The organism is Acidobacteriota bacterium, from assembly GCA_009838525.1.
Taxonomy (GTDB): domain Bacteria; phylum Acidobacteriota; class Vicinamibacteria; order Vicinamibacterales; family UBA8438; genus VXRJ01.
Genome location: VXRJ01000011.1, coordinates 96,262 through 118,692 on the forward strand (window position 1 = coordinate 96,262; position 22,431 = coordinate 118,692).

At 67.3% G+C, this 22,431-nt stretch carries 17 protein-coding genes; 6 read left to right on the forward strand and 11 right to left on the reverse strand.

The genetic code is table 11. The features are described 5' to 3' along the window. Positions 1–447: 447 nt before the first annotated feature. The 7 genes from F4Y45_03320 to tgt all read right to left on the reverse strand — a co-directional run bounded on the left by F4Y45_03320 (position 448) and on the right by tgt (position 8,399). Complete coding sequence (locus tag F4Y45_03320; protein MXY23539.1) at positions 448–2,556, reverse strand: sodium-translocating pyrophosphatase; 2,109 nt, start codon at positions 2,554–2,556, stop codon at positions 448–450. 77 nt (positions 2,557–2,633) lie between these two features. Further along, positions 2,634–3,308, reverse strand: coding sequence for a DUF502 domain-containing protein (locus F4Y45_03325; protein MXY23540.1), 675 nt, complete (start codon positions 3,306–3,308; stop codon positions 2,634–2,636). Between the two features lie 43 nt (positions 3,309–3,351). Beyond that, on the reverse strand, positions 3,352–4,164 hold the full coding sequence (locus tag F4Y45_03330; GenBank protein MXY23541.1) for an undecaprenyl-diphosphate phosphatase: 813 nt from the start codon (positions 4,162–4,164) through the stop codon (positions 3,352–3,354). A gap of 68 nt (positions 4,165–4,232) precedes the next feature. Further along, the gene (gene secF, locus F4Y45_03335) at positions 4,233–5,231 is read right to left on the reverse strand and encodes a protein translocase subunit SecF (protein ID MXY23542.1); all 999 of its coding nucleotides are present in this window, start codon (positions 5,229–5,231) and stop codon (positions 4,233–4,235) included. Between the two features lie 15 nt (positions 5,232–5,246). Continuing rightward, entirely contained in the window at positions 5,247–6,800 is a 1,554-nt protein-coding gene (gene secD, locus F4Y45_03340; GenBank protein ID MXY23543.1) for a protein translocase subunit SecD, read from the reverse strand. Between the two features lie 33 nt (positions 6,801–6,833). After that, a complete protein-coding gene (gene yajC / locus F4Y45_03345) occupies positions 6,834–7,187 on the reverse strand; it encodes a preprotein translocase subunit YajC (GenBank protein MXY23544.1) in 354 nt (117 codons plus the stop codon). A gap of 27 nt (positions 7,188–7,214) precedes the next feature. Beyond that, positions 7,215–8,399, reverse strand: coding sequence for a tRNA guanosine(34) transglycosylase Tgt (tgt, locus tag F4Y45_03350; protein MXY23545.1), 1,185 nt, complete (start codon positions 8,397–8,399; stop codon positions 7,215–7,217). A gap of 36 nt (positions 8,400–8,435) precedes the next feature. On the opposite strand from tgt, the gene F4Y45_03355 reads away from it, so the two are divergent. Further along, positions 8,436–9,542 carry a D-alanine--D-alanine ligase gene (locus tag F4Y45_03355; protein MXY23546.1) on the forward strand — a complete coding sequence of 369 codons (1,107 nt, stop codon included), beginning with the start codon at positions 8,436–8,438 and terminating at the stop codon, positions 9,540–9,542. 67 nt (positions 9,543–9,609) lie between these two features. Then, complete coding sequence (locus tag F4Y45_03360) at positions 9,610–10,713, forward strand: hypothetical protein (protein MXY23547.1); 1,104 nt, start codon at positions 9,610–9,612, stop codon at positions 10,711–10,713. Here F4Y45_03360 and F4Y45_03365 read toward each other — a convergent pair. Further along, a complete protein-coding gene (locus F4Y45_03365; protein MXY23548.1) occupies positions 10,710–13,055 on the reverse strand; it encodes a hypothetical protein in 2,346 nt (781 codons plus the stop codon). The genes F4Y45_03360 and F4Y45_03365 overlap by 4 nt on opposite strands. Between F4Y45_03365 and F4Y45_03370 the strand changes: the two genes are divergently transcribed. From F4Y45_03370 to F4Y45_03380, 3 genes are all read left to right on the forward strand, one after another. After that, positions 12,979–14,301, forward strand: coding sequence for a bifunctional folylpolyglutamate synthase/dihydrofolate synthase (locus F4Y45_03370; protein MXY23549.1), 1,323 nt, complete (start codon positions 12,979–12,981; stop codon positions 14,299–14,301). The genes F4Y45_03365 and F4Y45_03370 overlap by 77 nt on opposite strands. A 25-nt stretch (positions 14,302–14,326) precedes the next feature. Continuing rightward, entirely contained in the window at positions 14,327–16,795 is a 2,469-nt protein-coding gene (locus F4Y45_03375) for a hypothetical protein (protein MXY23550.1), read from the forward strand. Positions 16,796–16,863: 68 nt separating this feature from the next. Next, the gene (locus F4Y45_03380; protein MXY23551.1) at positions 16,864–17,781 is read left to right on the forward strand and encodes an NAD-dependent epimerase/dehydratase family protein; all 918 of its coding nucleotides are present in this window, start codon (positions 16,864–16,866) and stop codon (positions 17,779–17,781) included. 40 nt (positions 17,782–17,821) lie between these two features. Here F4Y45_03380 and htpX read toward each other — a convergent pair whose 3' ends face one another. Beyond that, entirely contained in the window at positions 17,822–18,658 is an 837-nt protein-coding gene (gene htpX, locus F4Y45_03385; protein ID MXY23552.1) for a zinc metalloprotease HtpX, read from the reverse strand. A 52-nt stretch (positions 18,659–18,710) separates the two neighbouring features. Then, positions 18,711–19,889: a M20 family metallopeptidase gene (locus tag F4Y45_03390; GenBank protein MXY23553.1), complete on the reverse strand. Its 1,179-nt coding sequence runs from the start codon at positions 19,887–19,889 to the stop codon at positions 18,711–18,713. Positions 19,890–19,907: 18 nt separating this feature from the next. On the opposite strand from F4Y45_03390, the gene F4Y45_03395 reads away from it, so the two are divergent. Beyond that, positions 19,908–20,543: a hypothetical protein gene (locus F4Y45_03395; protein ID MXY23554.1), complete on the forward strand. Its 636-nt coding sequence runs from the start codon at positions 19,908–19,910 to the stop codon at positions 20,541–20,543. A gap of 86 nt (positions 20,544–20,629) precedes the next feature. Here the strand turns inward: F4Y45_03395 and thiC are convergent, their stop codons facing one another. Continuing rightward, a complete protein-coding gene (thiC, locus tag F4Y45_03400) occupies positions 20,630–22,348 on the reverse strand; it encodes a phosphomethylpyrimidine synthase ThiC (GenBank protein MXY23555.1) in 1,719 nt (572 codons plus the stop codon). Between the last annotated feature and the right edge of the window lie 83 nt (positions 22,349–22,431).

The following is a 22,431-nucleotide window of genomic DNA, read 5'->3' on the forward strand; positions in this document are numbered from 1 at the left end:
CGGCGGCGGCGCGGCGACGAAAGCCATCATCGTCGCCGGCGTCGGCAGCGCGTCGACCGCCATCAGCGGCACGATCACGAAGGCGCCGATCGCCACGACATGCGCGATGATCGACAGTGGCAGTGTGTACCACTTCCGTGCGCCCACCTGAATGGACGGGTTCGCGATTTCCCCAAACATCACCGGAGCCTTCTTCGGCGGTGCACCCTTTTTGGATGCAGCAGCGCCTGGTGGTGATGCCTTCGACGGCGGATTCGTTCTCTGCTGTGTATCAGCCACGGAAACGCCCTCCTGACCTGCTCAACGCACCTACGCCGATTTCCAAGGCGGCGATTATAGCAGGCCGATTGCCGGTGTCAACGACGCGGAACTCCTCATCCGCGCGTTCATTCTTCTTCGACACCGGCCAGCAAAAAATGGCCCCTCCACTAGTCGCCGTCACGTCCGCTACTGCATCCAGGCGACGACGAGGGGAGCAAAAATGACGGCCACGATCGTCATCAACTTGATCAGGATGTTGAGGCTCGGCCCCGACGTGTCCTTGAACGGATCGCCTACCGTGTCGCCGATGACGGCCGCCTTGTGCGGGTCGGAGCCCTTGCCGCCATGGTGGCCTTCCTCGATGTACTTCTTGGCGTTGTCCCAGACGCCGCCGGCGTTGGCCATCATCAGCGCCATCAGGACGCCGGTCACAAGCGCTCCCGCCAGCAGGCCGCCCAGCCCCGATATCCCGAGCAGGAAGCCCGCCGCGACCGGCGCGAGAACGGCAATCAGTCCCGGTATGACCATCTCCCGGATGGCGGACCGGGTCGAGATCTCGACGCAGCGCGCCGAGTCCGGCTCCGCATCCCCCGTCAGAAGGCCCTCGATCTCTCGGAACTGCCGACGCACCTCGCCGATCATGTCGTTCGCGGAGCGCCCCACCGCGTTCATGGTGAGCGCCGAGAAAAGGAAGGGCAGCATCCCGCCCAACAGCATGCCCAACAGGACGTTCGGGTTGTCCAGCGCGAGGCTTAGCAGGCGCGGCTCGAACGCCCCCGCGCCTCCTGCCGCCGCCACCGCACTGTCCGCCGTAGCGCGGAACGTACTGAAGAGCGCGAGCGCCGTCAGGGCGGCCGAACCGATGGCAAAGCCCTTGCCCATGGCTGCAGTGGTGTTGCCCACCGCGTCGAGTGCATCGGTCCGATCGCGGACGTACCCCTCGCAACCGCTCATCTCCGCAATCCCGCCCGCGTTGTCAGCCACGGGACCGTAGGCGTCAACGCCCAGGCTGATTCCGAGCGTGGAGAGCATGCCGACCGCCGCGATGGCGATGCCGTACAGCTCCGCCTGCGCGAAGCTGAACCAGATGGCGAGGCAGATCACGACGATCGGCAGCGCGCAGGACATCATCCCGACCCCGAGGCCGGCGATGATGTTGGTGGCCGGACCGGTCTCCGACTGCTGCGCGATCCGGTGGGCAGGCGCCTTGTCCTTGCCGGTGTAGTACTCGGTGATCTGTCCGATCAGTACGCCCGCCACTACGCCCGCCACCACGCACCAGACGATGGCCCACGGCATTTCGAACAGGGCGACCAGCACCATGGCGGCCACGATGACGATCGCGGAGGCGGCGATCAGTCCGTTGTGCAGCGCACTGCCGATCTTCGCCTCGTCGTTCGTCCTGACGGCGAACGTGCCCAGTATCGACGCGACGATACCGGCGCCCGCGAGCAGGATCGGGAACACTACCAGGTGCCCCTGCAGTGTTGCGAACGATCCCTCGTCGATGCCCCAGAGGGCACTGGCGGAAGCCGCGCTGAGCGCCCAGGCGAGCGCGATCGACGAAATAATGCTGCCGACGTACGACTCGAACAGGTCGGCCCCCATGCCTGCCACATCGCCGACGTTGTCACCGACGTTGTCCGCGATCGTGGCGGGGTTGCGCGGATCGTCCTCCGGGATACCCGCCTCCACCTTGCCGGAGAGATCCCCGGCCACGTCCGCCGCCTTCGTATAGATACCGCCGCCGACGCGCGCGAAGAGCGCGATGGACGACGCCCCCAGAGAGAAGCCGAAGAGCGATTCGACGGCGCTCGCGCCCGCACCTCCGAGGCCACCGTAGGCGTAGTAGAGCCCGGAGATACCGAGCGTGCCGAGCGCGACCACGGTCAACCCCATCACGGCGCCGGAAGAGAACGCCACCTGCAACGCCGACGCAAGACTCTCGGTCGCGGCATGCGTGGTGCGCACTGCCGCGCTGGTGGCCGTCCGCATCCCGACCCAGCCAGCCGATGCCGACAGCACGGCGCCGAGCAGGAACGCAATTCCGGTCAGCAGCGAATTCCCGGGCAGGAACAACACGAGCACCACGAACATCAACGCCACGAAGCCAGCCAGGACGGTGTATTCCGTCCGCAGGAAGGCCATGGCGCCGCTCCGGATCAGAGCGGCGATCCGCTGCATCCGATCCGTGCCGGGTTCGTGACTGTTGATCCGCCGAATCAGGAACAGGGCAAACAGGGCCGCGACCATCGGCGCACCCCACCCGAGCGCAAAGTACAACTGTTGTTCCATTTCTCCCTCAACGGGCACGGCAGGCGCCTTCCGCCTACGCGCAAACCCCGGAACCTAACTTGCCGCGGCGAAACGTGTCAAGGATCGACGGACGATTCCGATCCGCCGCCGCCCAGCTTCTCCCGCTCGGTTCTGAGTCGTTCGCCCAACGCCATCCCGCCGGTCAGGAATACCTGCAGCCCTTCCTGCACGGTGAGCGACGGGAAAGAGACGACCGACCGGGGATAGATGTGGATGTCGCCGAAATAGACGTGGTTCGTCGGCACGTAGACGGCTACATGCGTCCACGAGTCCCAGTCGTCGCCAGTCGCCTGTGAACCGGCGGCGGCCGGCGCCTCGTCTCCCTCCAGGCGGAACTCCTTCGTGAGGAAACCGAGCACCAGTCCCCGTTTCGGATCGTCCACCAGTACTACCCGCTTGAAGCCGACCTGGCTCTCCGGCGAGAACGCGGTGACGAGTTGCTTGACCGTAGCGTAGACCGTGCCGAAGAGCGGCAGCCGGAGCAGCCACTCTTCGCCCCTGCTCAGAAGCCGCCCGAGGATTACGTTGGTCGCCAGGGCTCCCACCAGGACCACAAGGGCCGCGAGAGTCAGCAGCCCCAGTCCCGGAATCTCACGTCCCAGCCAGCCGGAATAGATAGGCCCCATCACACCGTCGATCAGGCCGAACAGCCAGATGAACGCCGCCACGCTGATCGCGATCGGCACGATCACGACGATCCCGGTGATCAGGTTCCGCCGCAGCCACTGCATCGGTGGATGACCTCCAACGGTTTCAACAACGCCAAGTCAAGCCTCAGAACAGCCCCCGCACCAGCATGCCCCCCGCCAGCGCCAACCGATAGAACGCGAAGGGATCCAGGGAGTGCCGCACGACATAGCGCAGGAAGTACTTTATCGCGAGGTACCCGACGACCGCCGAGACGACGAAGCCGACAGCCATTGCCGCATCGCCGCCCGGGGGCATCCCCTCGCGTGAGAGTGCGGCCGCTTCGCGCGCCCCCGCCGCCAGGATTGCGGGAATGCCAAGCAGGAACGCAAAGCGGGCGGCGGACGCCCGCCCCAGGCCGAGGAACATCGCCACTACCAGCACGGCGCCGGATCGTGACACGCCCGGCACCAGCGCCGCCGCCTGGGCCATGCCGAGGACGATGGCCTCCCCCGCGGTGATGTCGGTCTCCTCCCGCCCGCCCGCAGCCACGCGTTCCACCAACAGCATGGCCCCGGCCCCGACGGCGAGTGCGGCGGCGGCCACCTCCAGGTTCCTGAGCGACATGGCGATCCAGTCCGCCGCGGAAAGACCCACGATCCCCACCGGCACCGTGCCGATGGCGATAGCTCGAAGGAGCGTGCTGGCGCCTCCGCGGTCCAGCCAGGTCCCGGGTGCAAGGGCGGCGCGAATCAGCGCGGAAACGTCCGTGCGGAAGTAGGTCAGCACTGCGGCCAGGGTGCCCAGATGCACCGCTACGTCGAACGCCAGTCCAAAGCGGGGGTCGACGGTCCAGCCGAAGACGCTGCGTGCCAGCAGCAGGTGCGCCGAGCTTGAAATCGGCAGGAACTCGGTCAACCCCTGGAGGATCCCGAGGAGCGCTGCCTCCAGCGCGGTCACTTAGGAGCAACGCCGTTCAGACGGGATGCATCGCCGCTCGAACGTAGCGGGGGTTTCACCACGGGCTGCTAGGACGCTCGCGCCTTGCGGCGCCGCCGGGACGAGCGTGTCGGGGACGCCGCAGGCGCTCCCTGCGCGGCGGGCGTCGCGCCCGCCTGCCGCGCCCGGGCGGCGCGCCGCTCGGTGATCGCGATGGCGATGATCGAAGCGACGAAGATCGTGGAGTAGGTCCCGCTCACCACGCCAACGAGCATCGTGAAGGCGAAGCCGCGCAGAACCTCGCCTCCAAGGACGTACAGCGCCAGCACCGCCCCGCCGGTCGTCCCTGACGTGATTATCGTGCGCACAAGCGTCTGGTTGATGCTGGTGTTCACCAGGTGAGGGAACGCGTCGCGCCGCATGACGCGGAGGTTCTCGCGCACCCGGTCGAAGACAACGATGGAGTCGTTCACCGAGTACCCGGTAATGGTCAGCATGGCAGCGACGACGTTGAGCGACAGTTCGTAGTCGAACACCGCCAGCATCGCCAGCGTGATCGCGATATCGTGGGCGACCGCGACCACCGCGCCGACCGCGAACGAGAAGCGGAAGCGGAGCCCGATGTAGACGAGGATTCCCGCCATCGCGAAGACGAACGCGTTTACGCCGCGGCGCTGGAGCTCCTCACCGATAATCGGCCCCACCAGCTCCTGGCTGATCACCTGGAACTCGCCCAGCGGGCTCGCCCGGAGCTCGGCCGCCACCGCGTTCGCCCCTTCCTCGAGACTTGCGCCCGATTCGGGGCCGGAAATCGGCAGGCGGACCAGCACCTGGTTGTCGCCCGGGACGCCGTACTGCTGAACGACTTTTTCCTCGATGCTGGCGAGCGCGTCACGTACCGCCCCCTCGCCGGTCGGCTGCTCGAACTGAAGCACCAGCAGCGAGCCGCCGGAAAAGTCGATGCCGAGGGGCAGGCCACCCCTGGCGACCGCCACCGCTGCGCCTACCGCAATTACGACCGCCGACAGCGCGAACGCCGCCCAGCGCAGGCGAACGAAATCGATGTGGGGGACCTTGAGAAGAGGCATCGTACTGCAGCGGCCTCAGATACTGAGCGTCGCCGCCCGGCGGCGCGACAGGATGGTCTCGAAGAGCGTCCGCGATACGAAGACGGCCGTGAATACGTTGGAGACGAGTCCGAAGAAGAGCGTGGTCGCGAATCCCCGGATAGGTCCCGATCCGAACTGGAAGAGGAACGCCGCCGCGATCAGGGATGCGACATGCGTGTCGATGATCGTGAGCAGCACCCGGTCGAAACCGGCCGCCATGGCCGCCTTGACCGTCTTGGCGGTGCCGAGCTCTTCCTTGATCCGTTCAAAGATGAGGACGTTCGAGTCCACCCCGATGCCGATCGTCAGGATCAGGCCAGCAATGCCCGGCAGCGTCAACACGGCGTCGATGTAGGCCATGCAGGCCATCAGGATCAGCAGGTTCAGCACGACGCCGACGACGGCGTTGATGCCCGCCAGACGATAGAACAGCAGCATGAAGATCGCGACCAGGATCAGGCCTGCAATCGACGCGGCTACGCCTGCGCGGATCGAGTCGGCTCCCAACGTGGGCCCGACGGTCCGCTCTTCGAGGTAGGTGAGCGATGCCGGCAGCGCCCCGGATCGGAGCGTGATCTGCAGATCCTCCGCCTCCTGCTGGGTGACGCCGGTGATCTGTCCGCTGTCGGTGATGCGCCCCTGGATGACGGGGGCCGTCCGAACCTGTTCGTCAAGGATGATCGCCAGTTGGCGACCGATGTTGGCGCTGGTGGTCTCCCCCATCCTGGCCGCACCCTCGCGGTTGAGCGTGAAGGTGACTGCGGGCTGGTTGAACTCGTCGAGCGACGGCCGCGCGTTCCGCAGGTCGCGTCCGCTCACCGCCGCGACCCGTCGCACGAGGTAGTAGAAGGGTTCGGTCCCACCGGTCCCTGACGGGCCCGTCAGAACTTCCATGTCGGGCGGGACGACGCCGTTCCGCGCCGCCAGCAGCGCATCGCGCGACGCCGCGGGGCCCTCTTCCACCATCTTCAGTTCCAGCAGCGACGTCGACCGGATGAGCGACTTGGCTCGGGCCACGTCCGAGACACCCGGCAACTGCACCAGGATCTGATCGCCGCCGATGCCGTGCGGCGCGACTATGGGTTCGCTGACGCCCAGTTCATTCACGCGCCGCTCGATCGTCTCGAGCGCCTGCCGCACCGCTTCCTCCCGAAGCGACGAGACGATGGGAACTCGCATCCGGAACGTATAGCTGCCGCCGGCGCCCGGCTCGCGGTCGTACGAGACGGACAATCGCTCGTCGGAGATCGTTCGGAATTCGGCGTCCCGCGGGGTCGGTACTCCCTCGACGCGAATGGTGGTCGGATCGGTCGCGATCGCCGTCACCGTGTCCATGCCCTGGAGCGACAACTGCTCGGCCAACTGCTCGGCCGCGGTCTCCGATTCCACCTGCAGCGCGTCATCGGTCTGCACCCGCAGCACCAGGTGGGCGCCACCCTGCAGATCCAGCCCCAGGCGGATCTTCTCGTCCGCCGGATAGACTCCCCACGCCGCCAGTCCGGTGATGGCGACAATGAACAGCAGCTTCCACTGCAGGTTCCTCTGCATGGCGGTCTCCTTCGGTGCGGCGCCGTCCCCGCGCTACGACGCGCTCCCGTCCTGCACCACCGGCTCCTGGCCCTGGTACCCGCCGATGGCGCTACGCGAGACTTCTATCCGCACCCGGTCAGCGATCTCCACCTGTACCGACTTGTCGTTCAGCTTCGTGATCGACCCGTAGATGCCGCTCGTCGTCACGATACGGTCTCCCACCTTCAGTTCCGACTGGAACTCGCGGATCTTGTTCTGCCGCCTCCGCATCGGCATCCAGATAACCACGTAGAAGATCCCGAGAATGAGGATTAGCGGCAGAAACTGCACGAGCAGGCTAGGTTGCTGGCCGGCCGGCGGCTGCGCCATGGCGAACAGCGTCACGATGTCGTCAAGGATCAACATGGATGATTGCGATGCCTGAATTCGGACCTACTGGAGCATGCCCGCGTACGCCGACGGCCCGCCGGCGTACGCGTGATGGAAGGCTTGCCGGAACCGTTCGAACCTGCCCGACCGGATAGCGTCCCTGATCCGTTCCATGGTGTCAAGGTAGAAGTGTAGATTATGCACAGTGTTGAGAACAGCACCGGTCATCTCGCCGGCCACCCGCAGGTGCCGAAGGTAGGCGCGCGAGAAACCGCGGCACGTGTAGCAGCCGCACTCCGCATCGACCGGCCGGTCATCTTCCGCGAACGACGCGCCCTTTATCGAAATCGGACCAGTCCGTGTGAACAGCTGGCCGTTGCGTCCGTTCCGGGTTGGCAGGACGCAGTCGAAGAGATCGACCCCGCGCGCAACGCTTTCCACCAGGTCGGGCGGGGTGCCCACTCCCATCAGATAGCGGGGACGGTCCTCGGGGAGGCACGTCGTCGTCGCTGCGGTCATGCCGTACATCGTGTCAATCGGCTCACCGACGCTCAACCCGCCGATCGCGTACGCGTCGAAGTCCAACGCCACGGTGGCGCGCGCGCTCTCCTCACGCAGCGCCCGGAACATACCCCCCTGCACGATCCCGAACTGCGCCTGGCCGCGCGTCGTCATCATCGCGCCGGCGCCAGCCGGCGAGCCCCGCAATCGTGCGTGCCTCTCGCGTGACCGTTCCGCCCAGCGCAGGGTCCGTTCCATCGACTCCCGAGCCACGGACTCCGTAACCGGCCAGGGCGTGCACTCGTCGAACGCCATCGCGATGTCGCTACCGAGGCGGGCCTGAATGTCGGCCACCGATTCCGGCGTCAGCGTCTGCTCGCTGCCGTCGAGATGAGAACGGAACCGGACACCCTGCTCGTCGATTACCCGTCGCGCCGCCAGGCTGAACACCTGATAGCCGCCGCTGTCGGTGAGGATCGGGCGGTTCCACCCCATGAAGCGGTGCAGGCCGCCCTGGCGTGCAATCAGCTCGTCGCCCGGCCGCAGGTGGAGGTGATACGTGTTGGCCAGAATGATCCCGGCGTCCAGATCGTCCAGATCGCGAGGCGTCAGCCCCTTCACCGCTCCGGCGGTTCCGACGGGCATGAACGCCGGGGTGTCGATGGCACCGTGCGGCGTCGTCATCCGCCCGCAGCGCGCCGCCCCGTCGGTTGCCGTCACCCGGAAGCCGAAAGCGCCGTCACCCACATCGCGACTCACGAGCGCGTATACTACAGGTCACCTGTGCAGCGCCTGCGCGTTGGCGTGATCTACGGCGGACGGTCGAGCGAGCATGAGGTTTCCCTGGCGTCGGCCGCATCCATTTTCAGTCAGCTCGATCCCGCGCGCTACGATCCGGTTGCCGTCTATATCGATCGCACCGGCGGCTGGACAGTGCCCGAAGAGCCGCCCGCCACGCGATCGGCCGGCACGGTGATCCGAACCGCGCGAGCCGGCGGGCCGGCGCGGGGGAACGACGCGCGGGACCGGGAAGGCTCCATCCTCGCGGAACTCGACCTCGACGTCGTCTTCCCTATCGTCCATGGCCCGGGAGGCGAGGACGGCACCCTGCAGGGGCTGCTCGAGACGCTCGATCTGCCCTACGTAGGCGCGGGAGTGCTCGGCTCGGCCGTAGCCATGGACAAGTCGGTCTCCAAGGTGTTGCTCGCGGCGCACGGCCTTCCGGTGGTGCCGTACGAAGTGGTTCTCGGGGTCGACTGGGACGCCGATCCGGACGCCGTCGTAGCGCGCCTCGAAGCCGCCCTCGACTACCCGCTTTTCGTCAAGCCGGCCAACCTCGGATCGAGCATCGGCGTCTCCAGAGCGCGGGATGCGACGGAACTGCGCGCGGCAATCGCGGATGCCTACGGGTACGACGACACGCTCGTGATAGAAACCGCCGTGCCTGACCCGCGCGAGATCGAGTGTTCGGTGATGGGCAACCACATGCCCGAAGCGTCGATGCCGGGCGAAGTTATCCCGGCCGGTGACTTCTACGACTACGAGGCCAAGTACCTCGACGACCGCTCACAGGTCATCGCCCCGGCGCAGTTGAGCGATGGCCGGATCTCGGAGATTCGGGCGATGGCGGTGGCAGCCTTCCGCGCACTCGGCCTCGCCGGCATGGCGCGAGTCGACTTTCTGCTCGACGAAACGGCGGGGCGGCTGTACGTGAACGAGGCGAACACGCTGCCCGGATTTACTACCATCAGTCAGTACCCCAGAATGTGGGAAGCTTCCGGCGTCGCGTACCCCGAACTGCTCAATCGACTGATCGGTTTTGCCCTCGACCGGCACGCGCGCCGGCGCCGACCCGGCCGCGCTCCCGCCCGCAGCGTGGGTCCGACTTAGCCCAACGGGCCTGCGCGGCCCGCGAAGACCGAGTCAGAAGCCGGCGGATTGGTTAGACTGACAGACCGTGCCAAAGATCCTGGTAGACCGGCACACCGAAACCCACGAAGCGCCTTTCCAAGCGACCCTTCAAATCAGGCCAACGGCACGCGTCGACCTTATCGACGTTCGGGGCAAGTTGCGTGACGAGTTCGGGAGCGAGTTCACGCGCTACCCGAAGGCCTTCTACATTTCAGACCACACGACGGCCGGTTATCTGGATCAGCGCCTGGCAAAGGCGCTCGATCATGACAGCAGCAACATTCAGGACTACCTCGAGGTCTTTCGCAAGTTGTTTCCGGCCGGTGCCGACTACACTCACGACAAGCTGCACCTCCGAACGGAGTTGTCGGAAGAACAGCGCGCCGTCGAGCCACTTAACGCCGACTCCCACCTGGCATTCATGGGAAGCGGCATGCGCAGCGCCACGTCGTACGAGCTGCACGGCGACGAACCGGTCTGGTTCGTAGAGCTGGATGGGGTCCACGTCGGTGGAACGCGCTACCGGCGCACGACGGTAGTCGCCTACAACGGCGAGGAAGACGTGGCGCAGAGCCAGGTGCAGGTGCCGGCATCGTCGCACTCCATCGATGCGCAGAACCTCCGCGACCCGCAACTCGGCTTGATCGCGCAGCTCGAAAAGCTGGCCCGAAAGCACCAGGTGTCTTTCGGTCGCTTCGATGTTTCTCTCGCCATGGAGGAGAACGAAGCAGGCCTGACCGTCAACGAGTACGAGACCCTGCTCATGGCCCACGACCTGCGTGACGTTCTGAAGAACCCGCTTCGGTTCGTGGCGCAGATAGGCAAGGAGGCGCTCCAGGCGCCCCGGGCCATACCTGCCAAGGCTCTCAACTACGCGCAGTACGACGCGGTGCAGGTGTTCAACCGGCTCATGGACCAGATCGGCGCCCGCCGTTCATTCGTTGAGCGGGTCGTGAACCGTGCGCTGGCCCTTCCCGTCTCGCACTTTCTGCGGATGAAGCGCGGCATCAGCCTCCCGGTCCTGGACCGGAAGGGCACGGGGGCGGGAGAGATTGGCTGGGGCGTCTACCAGAGCCCGATTCTCGTGCAGTGGAAGGGCGCCAGCGCCTCCACCCGAACCCTGAACGTGCGGCTGGTCAGGTTCGTCTAGTCGAAGCCATCCGCTGGGTCGGCGGAATCGTCCTCGGCGCCGCGGAACGGCTGCACTCCGTCCCACACCAGCACGCGGTCCATCCGATCGCCCTCTTCGATGGCGTCCGCCGCTTCCATTCCGGCAACCACGGTGCCAAGCACGGTGTAGCGGCCGTCGAACTGCGGCTGCGGCGACAACGTGATGAAGAACCGGCTTCCCCCGGTATCCACCGCCTCGCGCGCGATCCCGACCGTGCCCCGCAGGAACGGCCGCTGATTCAGTTCGTCGCGCAAGGTGTAGCCCGGACCGCCCGAGCCGTCACCTCGGGGATCGCCAGCATAGGCTACCTGGTGCCGCTCGACGCGATGAAACGTCAGGCCATCGTAGTAGCCATCCCGCGCGAGGGTCATGAAGCTCTCGGCCGCGAGCGGCGCGTCGAGAACCGCCAGCTCGATCTCGATCGTGCCGTGGCGTGTCTCGACGTAGACGTGCGGCGACACCTCGGGCGAAACGAGATGGGGAGCCGAGTAGTCCACCCGGCGCAGGCCGGGCGCAGGCCGGATCGCCGACTGGTGATCGCCGGTCGGATCCAGGCCTTCGAGTCCGGCCGCCGCGGCGACGCGGACCGCCCAGTCGCGGTCGGCAAGCGCCTTCCGCAGGGTTGCGACGGCACCTTCGCCGCCGCAGAGTCCGATGGCCCGAGCGATCGCCGCGCGCGCGACGTACGACGGATTCGATTCCGCCGCGGCGTACGCCTCCGCCAGCGCGCCGGCTGATCCCGCCGGACAACGCGCCCCGAGCAGGCGCGCCGCGGCCGCCCGAACCGTAACGTCCTCCGCCTGGAGCCGATCGATCAGCAACCCAGGCAGGTCAGGTGGATCGATCGCGGCCAGCGCCTCCAGCACCGACCGGACCACGCGCGCATCGTCGTCCTCCAGCATCGACCAGAGGCGCGGGATTGCCCCCGCCGGATCGACGTGGCGCAGGGCGTCCGCGAGCGCCTGCCGGACGCGCCAGTCGGAATCCGTGCCAAGTCCCGAGAGGACGAAAACGAACGACTGGGGGTCGGCAGCCGCCAGGGCGCGGACCGACGCTGCCCTGAGGTAGGGGGACGGATGGCCCAGAAGCTCGATGAACACCTCGATGGACGCCGTGGCGCCATGTCGGGCAAGCGCGTCTATCGCCGCGCGACGTAGCGGCTCGTCCAGGCGCCGGATCCGGACGAACCGGTCGAGCGCCTCGATCGCGTCGGGATGATCGATCGCACCCAGGGCGCGGACCGCGGCGGTAACCACCCTATGATCGCGCCGGTCGAGATCGAGCAGCTCGACGAGCGGCTCGATCGCCTCCGGATCACCCAAGGCGCCCAGTCCGTCGGCCGCCAGGGCCACACCGTGGCTTCCCACAACGCCCGAGAGCGTGGCCAGCGGCGACAGGGCGCGGTTGTCCCCGGTCCGGCCGAGCGCGTAGCTGACCGGCCACCACCACAGAACGGGCTGCTCCGCGTCGCCGATTACCGCGTCGGCAAGGGGCTCGTACGCGCCGAGCTCACCCAAGGCATAGAGTCCGCTGCGAAACGCCTCCACTTCGTCCGAGTGTGGATAGGCAAGGTCTTCCGGGTCCATCCCGAACGCGCCAGTGACGTACCGGCCCACCATCGCCCCGACCGCGGGCGCCGTGGCCGCGGCGCCGATCCTGGCGAGCGCGCGGGCGGCGCGCCCCTGCACCTTCGCCGAGACGTCACGCAGACTCTCTACGAGAGCATCGGTCGCGGTCGGATCGCCGATCAGCCCAAGCGCGAACGCAGCCATCTGCCGCACCTCCGGCTCACGATCGGCAAGACGCGCGATGAGGGGCTCCACCCCTTCGGCCTGGCCGACCCGGCCGACGGCGAGCGCGGCCCGACGGCGAACGTACGGCTCCGGCGCCTCCAGCAGCGCAAACAGGCTGGGCCGCAGCGGCGGTGGCGCGGGCGGCACCGCAGGAACTTGCGCTGCCCCTGAGTCCCCGTTGCCTTCGCCCTGGGGTCCCGGATCGGCCGGCGGTTCCGGCGGAGGCGGATCCTCGAGGCGGCGCTCGTCCTCCAGGCGGAGGATCCAGGCAACTTGGTCGGAGACGGAGGGCGGAGCGACTATTACCGGGGCGTCCCGCGTTGCACATGACGCCGTCCCGAGGGCGATCAGGATCGGAGGAAAGAGCTTCGCGCGGAGGATGAGCGACGCGCGCAACAGGAGGGATGCACGTCGGTCCCGGGACATCGCGGGCGCATGATAGCATGCGGTTTTGGCCCCGCCGGACGATCCTGTCGGCCGTCTCTTCGACCTCGAGCGTTTCGGCATCAAGCTGGGACTCGACAACATCCGAACGCTCGCGCGGGCGCTCGATCACCCGGAGCGGAGCTTCTCCTGCATCGTTGTGGCGGGCACCAATGGCAAGGGCTCGGTGGCGGCAGCGATTGAGCGCGGACTGCGGGCGGCGGGTTATCGGACCGGACTCTATACCTCACCGCATCTGAACGAACTGGCGGAACGGTTCGCCGTCGACGGCGAGCCCGTAGACGATGACGCGCTCGCCACCGAGGCGCTGACCGTCGTCGATACGGCCGATGCCCTGCAGGCGTCAGGCCGTCTGCCGCATCCTCCCACGTTCTTCGAAGCGACCACCGCGCTCGCGCTCGCGCTTTTCCGCCGGCGAAACGTCCAGGCCGCGGTTCTCGAAGTCGGACTCGGTGGACGCTTCGACGCGACGAATATCGTCACACCGGCGGCGGTCGCCATTCCCTCCATCGACATCGACCACCAACAGCACCTGGGGGAAACGATCGAGGCGATCGCCACGGAGAAAGCCGGTGTCATCAAGCCGGGATCTCTGGTGGTGACCGGAGAGACGAAGCCGGTAGCCAGAAGGGTTGTGGACGGCGCGGCGGCCAAATGCGGCGCACGCGTCATCGACATCGACGACGGCGTCACCGTGCGTTGGACCATCGACGATGCCGGCCTGACCCGCGTCTCTCGGCTCGCGACCCCGCTCGGCGACTACGGTCCGCTAACCCTCGCGCTTCGTGGCCGCCACCAGGTGCGCAACGGGCTGGTCGCCGTCCGCCTGCTCGAAGAACTGGGCGCGGCGGGCCTCCAGGTTTCGCGCGACGCGATCCTGTCGGCGCTCACGGACGTTCGCTGCCGGGGACGGCTCGAGCTGGTCGACGCCGCGCCCGGCCGTCGCGTGCTTCTCGATCCGGCGCACAACGTTGCCGCTGCCACGGCGCTGGCGGACTACGTGAGGACCCTGGCTCCGGCCGGGCTTCCGGCCGTCTTCGGCGCGCTCGCCGACAAGGACGTGATCGGCATGCTGCGCGCCCTGGGCCCGGTCGTGACCCGAGTCATCTGCGCCCCCATCGACAGTCCACGAGCCCGGTCCGTGGACGACCTGCAGGCCGCCGCCCGCACTGCCTGCCCCGACCTTCCGGTGAGCTCGGCGAACACGCCCGACGCCGCCCTCGATCAGGCGTGGCGCGATGGTCCACTCGCACTGGCCACCGGCTCGATGTACCTGGTAGGAGCGCTTCTGCCGAGGCTGACCCCGCGGGGCGAAGGGCCACGCGCGTGATACTGCGCGGGTACAATCGAGTGCAGTGGGCACAGTCCATCGACCAGCGTTCCTCGCGGCCGTAGCGGCTGTTCTCCTGCTTCCGGCGAGCGCCGCGGCGCAGCTCTTTCCGAACCTGCCGTTCGACTATCGCCAAGGGCACTACGAGGTGGTGAGCGGTTCACACCTCCGGCTCAGCGGCGATGTCCAAATCAACGGCGAGACGTTCGATCTCTCCGCCGACCAGGTCGACATCTACATCGACACCGAGGAAACCGGATCGGAGGGCGACGCCGTCGCGGAGGGCGAACCCGGCAGCGACGCGGAGGCGGATTCCGAAGGGCAGGACGAGGACGGCGGGGCGGGCAACCGCGAACCCGAGGACGACGCGGAAGAGGACGCCGAGCCTGTCGATCCCCTCGCCAACATCACCGCGCGACTCGTTGCCAGTGGCAGCGTCGTCTACAGCGGGCTCGACGCCCGCATTGCGGCCGACCGTCTGGAGTACCGGACGAAGGACCAGACGGCCGTATTCGAGAACGCCAGCGGATCGATCAACCTGGCCGACGAGGTGGACCGAAGCATGTTCGGGACGCAGGAACCCGACATGCTCTTCTACGGCCAGCGCATCGAGCGGCTCGCACCCCGCACCTACCGGATCACGAAGGGGGCGTTCACCAGTTGCGTGCAGCCGACCCCCCGGTGGGAACTTGTCTCCAGCTCGTTCACGATCAACCTCGACAGTTACGTCATGCTCCGGAACGCGGTGCTCAAGGTGAAGGGCGTGCCGGTCTTCTACATTCCGGCCCTTCCCTATCCCATCCCGGAGGAGGGGCGCGCGACCGGCCTCCTGATGCCCACCTGGGGCAATTCCTCCTACCACGGCAGCAGCCTCAGCAACGCGTTCTTCCTGGCTCTCGGCCGCAGCCAGGACGTCACGCTGTACAACGACTGGTACACGTCGCTCGGCGGAATGGGGTCGGCGGCGGAGTATCGCTACACGCGGGGGGGCGGGTCGCAGGGGAACGCACGGATCCACTACCTCAACGAGCACGAGGCGGAAGTCACGGGGCGGGGCGGCACGTTCACCCGGCAGGCGCGCAAGAGCTACCGCCTCACGGGTCAGACGCGGCAGGCGTTGCCGGCCGGATGGATGGCGCGTGGCCAGCTCAACTACTTTTCCAACATCGACGTGCAACAGACGTACAACCACAACGTGTTCGACGCGTCCAACAGCTCGCGCAGCATGTCCGGCAACGCGAGCGGCCAGATCGGCCGTTACCAGGTAAGCGGCACGTTCGACCGGAGCGAGACGTTCTTCGGCGGGACGCACTCGGCCGTCTACGGCGGGGGACCGCGCGTCACGGTTGGCCAGGGCAAGACGGAAATCCCCGGCACCCCCCTCTACTACTCGCTCGACACGGAGTACGTCCGGCTGCTCCGAGCCTCGCGGATCCGGGGCGCGACGGGCACGGACGTCGTCGACTCCGGGTTGAACCGGCTCGACGTCAACCCGACCATCCAGTTCCCGTTCACGCAGTGGCCCTTCCTTACATTCGACTCGAGCGCGCAGTTTCGCTGGACCTACTGGGACGAGAGCCTGGAGGACCGGCGGCAGGTGCCGGTGGGCGTCGGCCGCTCCTACTTCGAACTGGCGAGCACGGTGACCGGCCCGTCTTTCGTCAAGATCTGGGACACGCCGGGCAGCGGCTACTCCGAACGGATGAAGCACCTGATCGAGCCGTGGTGGGGCATCCGCCGCGTCAGCCCGATCGACGAGTTCGACAGGATCGTCCGGATTGAGGGTATCGACTCGATCGTCGGCGACATCTGGCAGTACCAGTACGGGCTGGACACGCGGCTGTTCGCGCGCGTGTACGAAGGTGGGCGGGGCGAGTCGGTAGCGCGCGAGATCCTGTCGGCGTCGATCACGCAGAGCTACTACACGGATGAGAACGCCTCGCAGTACGATCGGAACTTCCGGACCAGCTTCACCGGCGCCAGTCCGACCCACTGGTCGCCAATGTCGTTCGTGGTCCGGGCGGATCCGACCCGCGAGATAGGCGCGACGATGCGCGCCGAAGTCGATCCCACCTACCGGACGCTACGGTCCATTTCGGCCGAGGGGAGCTACGAACGGGGAGGCTGGTTCGAGGTGCGCGGCGGCTGGAGCCAACGTCGGTTCATCGCGCAGCTCCCCGGTTTCAACGACAAGAGCCGGCTGGATCACTACCTCAACGCGTACACGTCGCTGCGAACGCCGAACAACGTGGTGGGAGGGCTCTACTCGTTCAACTACGACTTCCGGCGCGGACACCACCTGATGCAGCGGCTGCTCGTCTACTACAACGCGCAGTGCTGCAATATCAGCTTCGAGTACCAGGTGTACAACTTCGAGGGGCTGGGCGCCCGCGCCTTCCTGCCGAACGACCGCCGAGTCAACGTCTCTTTCACCCTCGCCGGCCTCGGCCGCTTCGCCAACGTCTTCGGGGCCCTCGGGAGCGGCGTCAACTAAGTCAACCAGGAGCCGGGTCGCAGCGCGGGCAGCGACGGCTGCCGAATCGCCGCTCCGCAACCGAATCGATGCCCCACCGCGTTCTCGTCACCGGCGCCGCGGGTTTCGTCGGCCAGCACCTGGTCGCCGCCCTGCGGGCCGACGACGTCGTCGCACCGGTCACGGCCTGGCGACGCGCGGACGTCGACCTCGTCGAGGCCGGCGTCGTCCATCGCGCGGTCGCGGCGCTACGGCCCACCCACGTCTACCACTGCGCGGGCGCCGCCAGCACGGCGAACTCCTGGCGGACACGCGCCGCGACGCTCCGAACCAACGTCATCGGCACGCAACACCTGCTTGACGCGCTGCAGGCGCACGCGCCCGGCGCCCGCGTGCTGATCCCCGGATCCGCTTTCGTTTATCACCCGAAACCGACGGCCCTCACCGAGGACGATGCGCTCGGTCCAATCAACCCGTACGGGGTGAGCAAACTGGCGCAGGAAATGCTGGCGCGTCGCGTAGCCACCGCCGACGGGCTCGACATTATTCTGACCCGATCGTTCACCCACATCGGTCCGGGCCAGGGCACCGGATACGCCGCGTCCAGCTTTGCCAGTCGGATCGCGCGGATCGAGACGGGCGGCGTCGAGCCGGTCATCGACGTGGGCGCGCTCGACGCCCGTCGCGACATTCTGGACGTCCGCGACACGGTTGCCGCCTACCGGGCGCTGATGAACCGGGGCCGGGGCGGAACCGTCTACAACGTCTGTTCCAGCACGGCGCATCCCATGCAGACGGTGCTCGACCGGCTGCTGGCGCTCTCGGACCGTCCGATCGGTGTCCGGGTAGACGCCGCCCGCCTGCGGCCAAGCGACTACCCGCTCCTGCTGGGTGACAACGCACGGCTGACCGGCGCCACCGGCTGGCGCCCCACCGTCAGCCTCGACGAGGCGCTCGCCCGCCTGCTCGACGACTGGAGGGCGAGAGTGCGGAAAGAAGTAGCCTAGCAGCTAGGGAGCCTGGCGCCGGCGCGCCCGCAAGGGCGCGCTAGATCGTATTCAGCAGGGCCTGGACGCGCTGCTCAGTCGGCGGGTGCGTGCTGAAGAGAGACATCATTCCGCTCCCGCCGAAGGGCTTCATGATGAACATGTGCGCCGTTGCCGGGTTGGCGTCGAGCGGGACGCGCCGCGACGCCGCCTCGATCTTCTTCAGCGCGTTGACCAGACCGTAGGGACTCCCGACGATCTGTGCCGCAGCGCGATCCGCCGCGAATTCCCTCGACCGGGAAATCGCGGACTGAATCAGGGCCGCCGCAAGCGGCGCCACGATGATGGTGGCGAGCAACGCCAGGGGGTTCCCTCCCCGATCGTCCCGCCCCCCGAAACCGCCGAAGATCGCGGCCCATTGCGCCATGTTCGCGATCATCATGATCGTCGCCGCGATCGTCGCCGCGATGGAGCTGATCAGGATGTCGCGATGCTTGACGTGGGCCAGCTCGTGAGCCATGACCCCTTCAATCTCCGCATCGCTCAACACGCGCAACAGGCCTTCGGTCGCCGCCACCGCCGCGTGCTTCGGGTTGCGGCCGGTAGCGAAGGCGTTCGGCGAACCGTCCGGGATGACGTACACCTTCGGCATCGGCAATTCCGCGCGCTGCACCAGCCGGGACGTGATGCGATGGAGCTTGTGATCCGGTCCCACTTCGCTCGCGCGGTACATCCGGAGGACCACCTTGTCGGACCACCAGTACGACCCGAAGTTCATGACGACGGCGAACACGAAGGCGATCACCAGCCCGGTCGATCCGCCGAACCATTGCCCGATTACCAGCAGCAGGCCGCTCAGCAACCCGAGCAGCAGCGCCGTCTTGAGTGCGTTTCCCATTGCTTGCTTCTCCTGACTCGATCTTATCAGTCCGGCCGCTGGCGGCCCTTCATCAAGCCGACTCACCGCTCCCGACGCCGGACGGGGCGTCACCACAGGTTCCCAGACGATCGATCAGGCCGGCGACCAGCGCCGCCCGCCACGTCAGTTCAGCCGTCAGGAGGTGCTCGTCGAGCGCGTGCGCGCCGTCTCCCACGGCACCAAGGCCGTCCAGGGTCGGCACACCGAGAGCACCGGTGAAGTTGCCGTCGGATCCGCCGCCGGTCGTCCCCTCGCCCAGTTCCCGCCCCAGCTCGGCGGCAATGGCGCGGGCCGTCACATACAGTCGGGCGACGGCCGGCGTACGCTCGAACGGTGGCCGGTTGAAGCCGCCAGTCACCTCGAGCGCAGCGCCCTCGATGGTCGGCCGCAGCCCCTGCATCGCCTCCTCGATCCGGTGCGCGTCAGCCATCGTCCCGGCCCGCACATCGACGACCGCACGTGCGGAGTCCGCGACGACGTTGGGCCGACTGCCCCCCTCGACGATTCCCACGTTCAGGGTCACTCCGCGCTCAGGGCTGCGCAGCGCACCGATCGCGCCGATCTGAGCCGCCAGCTCGTCGATCGCGCTGGCGCCGCGCGAGGGGTCGATGCCGGCGTGCGCTGCAACGCCCTGGATGCGGAGCTCGAACTCGCCGCAGCCCTTCCTGCCGGTCTTGACGGCGCCGCCCGGCAGTCCCGGTTCGAGAACCAGCACGGCCCCGCACGGCCGGGCCTGATCTTCCACCAGGGTGCGCGACGTAGCGCTCCCCCGTTCCTCGTCCGCGGTCAGGAGCATGGTGACGCGACGTTCAGCGAGTCGCCCCGTCGCCGCCAGCGCGCGCAGGGCAAGCAGGCCGATCCCGATACCCCCTTTCATGTCGTACACACCCGGACCGTGCAACCGCCCCTCCACCTCGCGAATCGGCATCCGCTTCAGTTGCCCCACCGGCCAGACGGTGTCGAAGTGCCCCAGAAGCAGCATCCGATCGCCTGAGCCGCCGCCGAATCCGGCAACCAGGTGGTCGCCGCAGCCCTGCGAACGAACCAGCTCGACCTCTCCTCCCTGTTGCCGCACGAGCGCCGAGATCAGGTCGCCGCAGCGGTTGGCGGCGTCACGGTCGGTGGTGGGTGACTCGGCGGCGACGAGCGCGACAATCGTCTCCATCAACCAGTCGTAATGGGCGTCGCAGAACTGCCTGATGTCTCGCATTTAGGGCATAATACGTCTGTGACGCACGTCGATGCGGCGTCTCGGATTCTTCCCGCGCTGGGAGTAGCGCTCCTCGCCCTGATCGTCGTTGCGGACGCGGCCGAAGCGCAGCGGCGGCCGCTGGCGCCCCGCCCCTTTCCGACGGTCGGGGAGCCGGAACCCGAAGCGGCTACGTCACCCCAGGGAGCCGTAGCCTCCACCACCACGGCGCCGGCGCAACCATCAGGACTCGACGGTTCCCCGTCGGCGGCCGACGCGGCGATGTCCGGTCCGGAAGAACCCACCGAGGCGGAGCTCGGCGTGAACATCTTTCCGAGCGCACGGTACATTACGTCGTACGACGCGGGAAGGGGCCAGCGCTTCCACCTCTTCGGCGCCACCGTACCGTTCGTGGACCTCGTGGATTACTACTCCGTCATCCTTGACGAACGGGGTCGCCGCGTCTACGACCGTCCCGCGATTCACCAGTTCGAGACGGCCCGGTTTCGGGATCGGGAAATGGACTACCGCCCGAGCGTGACGATCAAGGACTACACTTGGAACGGGTCGCCCGGCTATCTGAACCCAGCGCCGGGCTCGGACCCTCCGGCGTTCCCGACGATCATTCAGATCACGACCCTTCCGAACTCGCCGGCCGCCACGGATCGACGCTAGCCGAGGAGCTTGCGAGCGCGTCCGCCAGGGTGCGCTGTTGCGCCAGCGAGACTTCCAGCGCGCCGGTAAGGGCGCGCGCACCGCGTCTACTTGGTCGGGACGTAGATTTCGCGCGCCTTGCGGAACTCCGTTGACTTCTCGTCGAAGCCCGCCTGCACCGCTGCCTGTTCATCGAGGTCCCGCTCGGCCGCGAAGTCGCGAATCTGCTGCGTGATCTCCATGCTGCAGAACTTGGGACCGCACATGGAGCAGAAGTGCGCTACTTTCGCGCCCTCGGCGGGGAGGGTCTCGTCATGGAACGCGCGCGCCGTGACGGGGTCGAGCGCCAGGTTGAACTGATCCTCCCAGCGGAACTCGAAACGCGCTTTCGACAGCGCGTCGTCCCACGCCTGCGCGCGCGGGTGGCCCTTGGCCAGATCGGCGGCGTGGGCAGCGATCTTGTAAGCAATGACTCCCGCCTTGACGTCGTCCCGGTTCGGCAGTCCAAGGTGTTCCTTCGGGGTGACGTAGCACAGCATCGCCGTTCCGTACCAGCCGATCATCGCGGCCCCGATCGCCGACGTGAGATGGTCATAGCCGGGCGCGATGTCGGTGGTGAGGGGACCGAGAGTGTAGAACGGCGCTTCGTCGCACCACGCCAACTGCTTCTCCATGTTCTCCCGGATCAGGTGCATGGGAACGTGGCCCGGCCCCTCATTCATCACCTGCACGTCATGCTCCCAGGCAATGCGCGTCAGCTCTCCCTGCGTTTGCAGCTCGGCAAACTGCGCCTCGTCGTTCGCGTCGGCGATCGACCCGGGACGCAGCCCGTCACCCAGCGAAAAGGAGACATCGTACGCCTGCATGATTTCGCAGATTTCACGGAAGTGCGTGTAGGCGAAGTTCTCCTGATGGTGCGCCAGGCACCACTTCGCATGGATCGACCCGCCGCGCGACACGATGCCGGTCACGCGCCTCCCCGTCATCGGGATGTAGCGGAGCAGAACGCCGGCATGGACGGTGAAGTAGTCGACGCCCTGCTCGGCCTGCTCGATCAGCGTGTCGCGGTAGATCTCCCACGTCAGCTCCTCGGGCCTCCCCCCGACCTTCTCCAGCGCCTGATAGATCGGCACCGTACCGACCGGCACTGGTGCGTTCCGAAGAATCCACTCGCGCGTCTCGTGGATGTCGGGACCGGTCGACAGATCCATGATCGTGTCGGCGCCCCAGAGCGTCGCCCACCGAAGTTTCTCCACCTCTTCCTCGATCGACGAACTGACGGCGGAGTTGCCGATGTTGGCGTTGATCTTCACCAGGAAGTTCCGGCCGATCGCCATGGGCTCGAGTTCCGGGTGATTGACGTTCGCCGGGATGATCGCTCGCCCGCGCGCCACTTCCGCGCGGACGAAATCGGGATCGAATCCCTCCCGCAACGCCACGAACTCCATCTCGGGCGTCACCTCGCCGCGGCGCGCGTAGCGCATCTGAGTGACAGCGTGCCGGCCGCGCAGGACGGGACGATGGAGCGACGCCGGTATCTCCACCGATCCCGGCGTCCGCTCCGTCCGCGCCGTTTCGGCCACGTCGCCGCGCGCCAGAATCCAGTCGCGACGAAGCGGCGAGAGACCGGCACGGACGTCGGCGTCGTGCGGGCCGCTCGTGTCGTAGACGCGGAGTGGCGGTTCGTCACCGCTCAGCGCGATCTCGCGCATCGGGACGCTTACCCGCTCACCTTCGGCATGCACCTTTCGCGAATTCGGGAATGCGTCGGCGAAACGGGCCGCGACGTCGGCCGTAATTGCAGAGGGAACGGCGGGGCTCGCCATGGTGTCTTGCTCCTCCGTCCGCGCGCGCTGGCACTTCCTGGCGAAAGCAGGGGCCGGCCAGGGGCGAAACTGCGTCGAATATA

What these genes read in the sequence shown, in the direction of transcription:
- thiC (MXY23555.1), bottom strand. Translation starts at nt 22,348, where the DNA reads ATGGCGAGCCCCGCCGTTCCCTCTGCAATTACGGCCGACGTCGCGGCC.
- F4Y45_03365 (MXY23548.1), bottom strand. Translation starts at nt 13,055, where the DNA reads ATGTTGTCGAGTCCCAGCTTGATGCCGAAACGCTCGAGGTCGAAGAGA.
- secD (MXY23543.1), bottom strand. Translation starts at nt 6,800, where the DNA reads ATGCAGAGGAACCTGCAGTGGAAGCTGCTGTTCATTGTCGCCATCACC.
- F4Y45_03325 (MXY23540.1), bottom strand. Translation starts at nt 3,308, where the DNA reads ATGCAGTGGCTGCGGCGGAACCTGATCACCGGGATCGTCGTGATCGTG.
- secF (MXY23542.1), bottom strand. Translation starts at nt 5,231, where the DNA reads ATGCCTCTTCTCAAGGTCCCCCACATCGATTTCGTTCGCCTGCGCTGG.
- F4Y45_03380 (MXY23551.1), top strand. Translation starts at nt 16,864, where the DNA reads ATGCCCCACCGCGTTCTCGTCACCGGCGCCGCGGGTTTCGTCGGCCAG.
- htpX (MXY23552.1), bottom strand. Translation starts at nt 18,658, where the DNA reads ATGGGAAACGCACTCAAGACGGCGCTGCTGCTCGGGTTGCTGAGCGGC.
- F4Y45_03390 (MXY23553.1), bottom strand. Translation starts at nt 19,889, where the DNA reads ATGCGAGACATCAGGCAGTTCTGCGACGCCCATTACGACTGGTTGATG.
- yajC (MXY23544.1), bottom strand. Translation starts at nt 7,187, where the DNA reads ATGTTGATCCTTGACGACATCGTGACGCTGTTCGCCATGGCGCAGCCG.
- F4Y45_03320 (MXY23539.1), bottom strand. Translation starts at nt 2,556, where the DNA reads ATGGAACAACAGTTGTACTTTGCGCTCGGGTGGGGTGCGCCGATGGTC.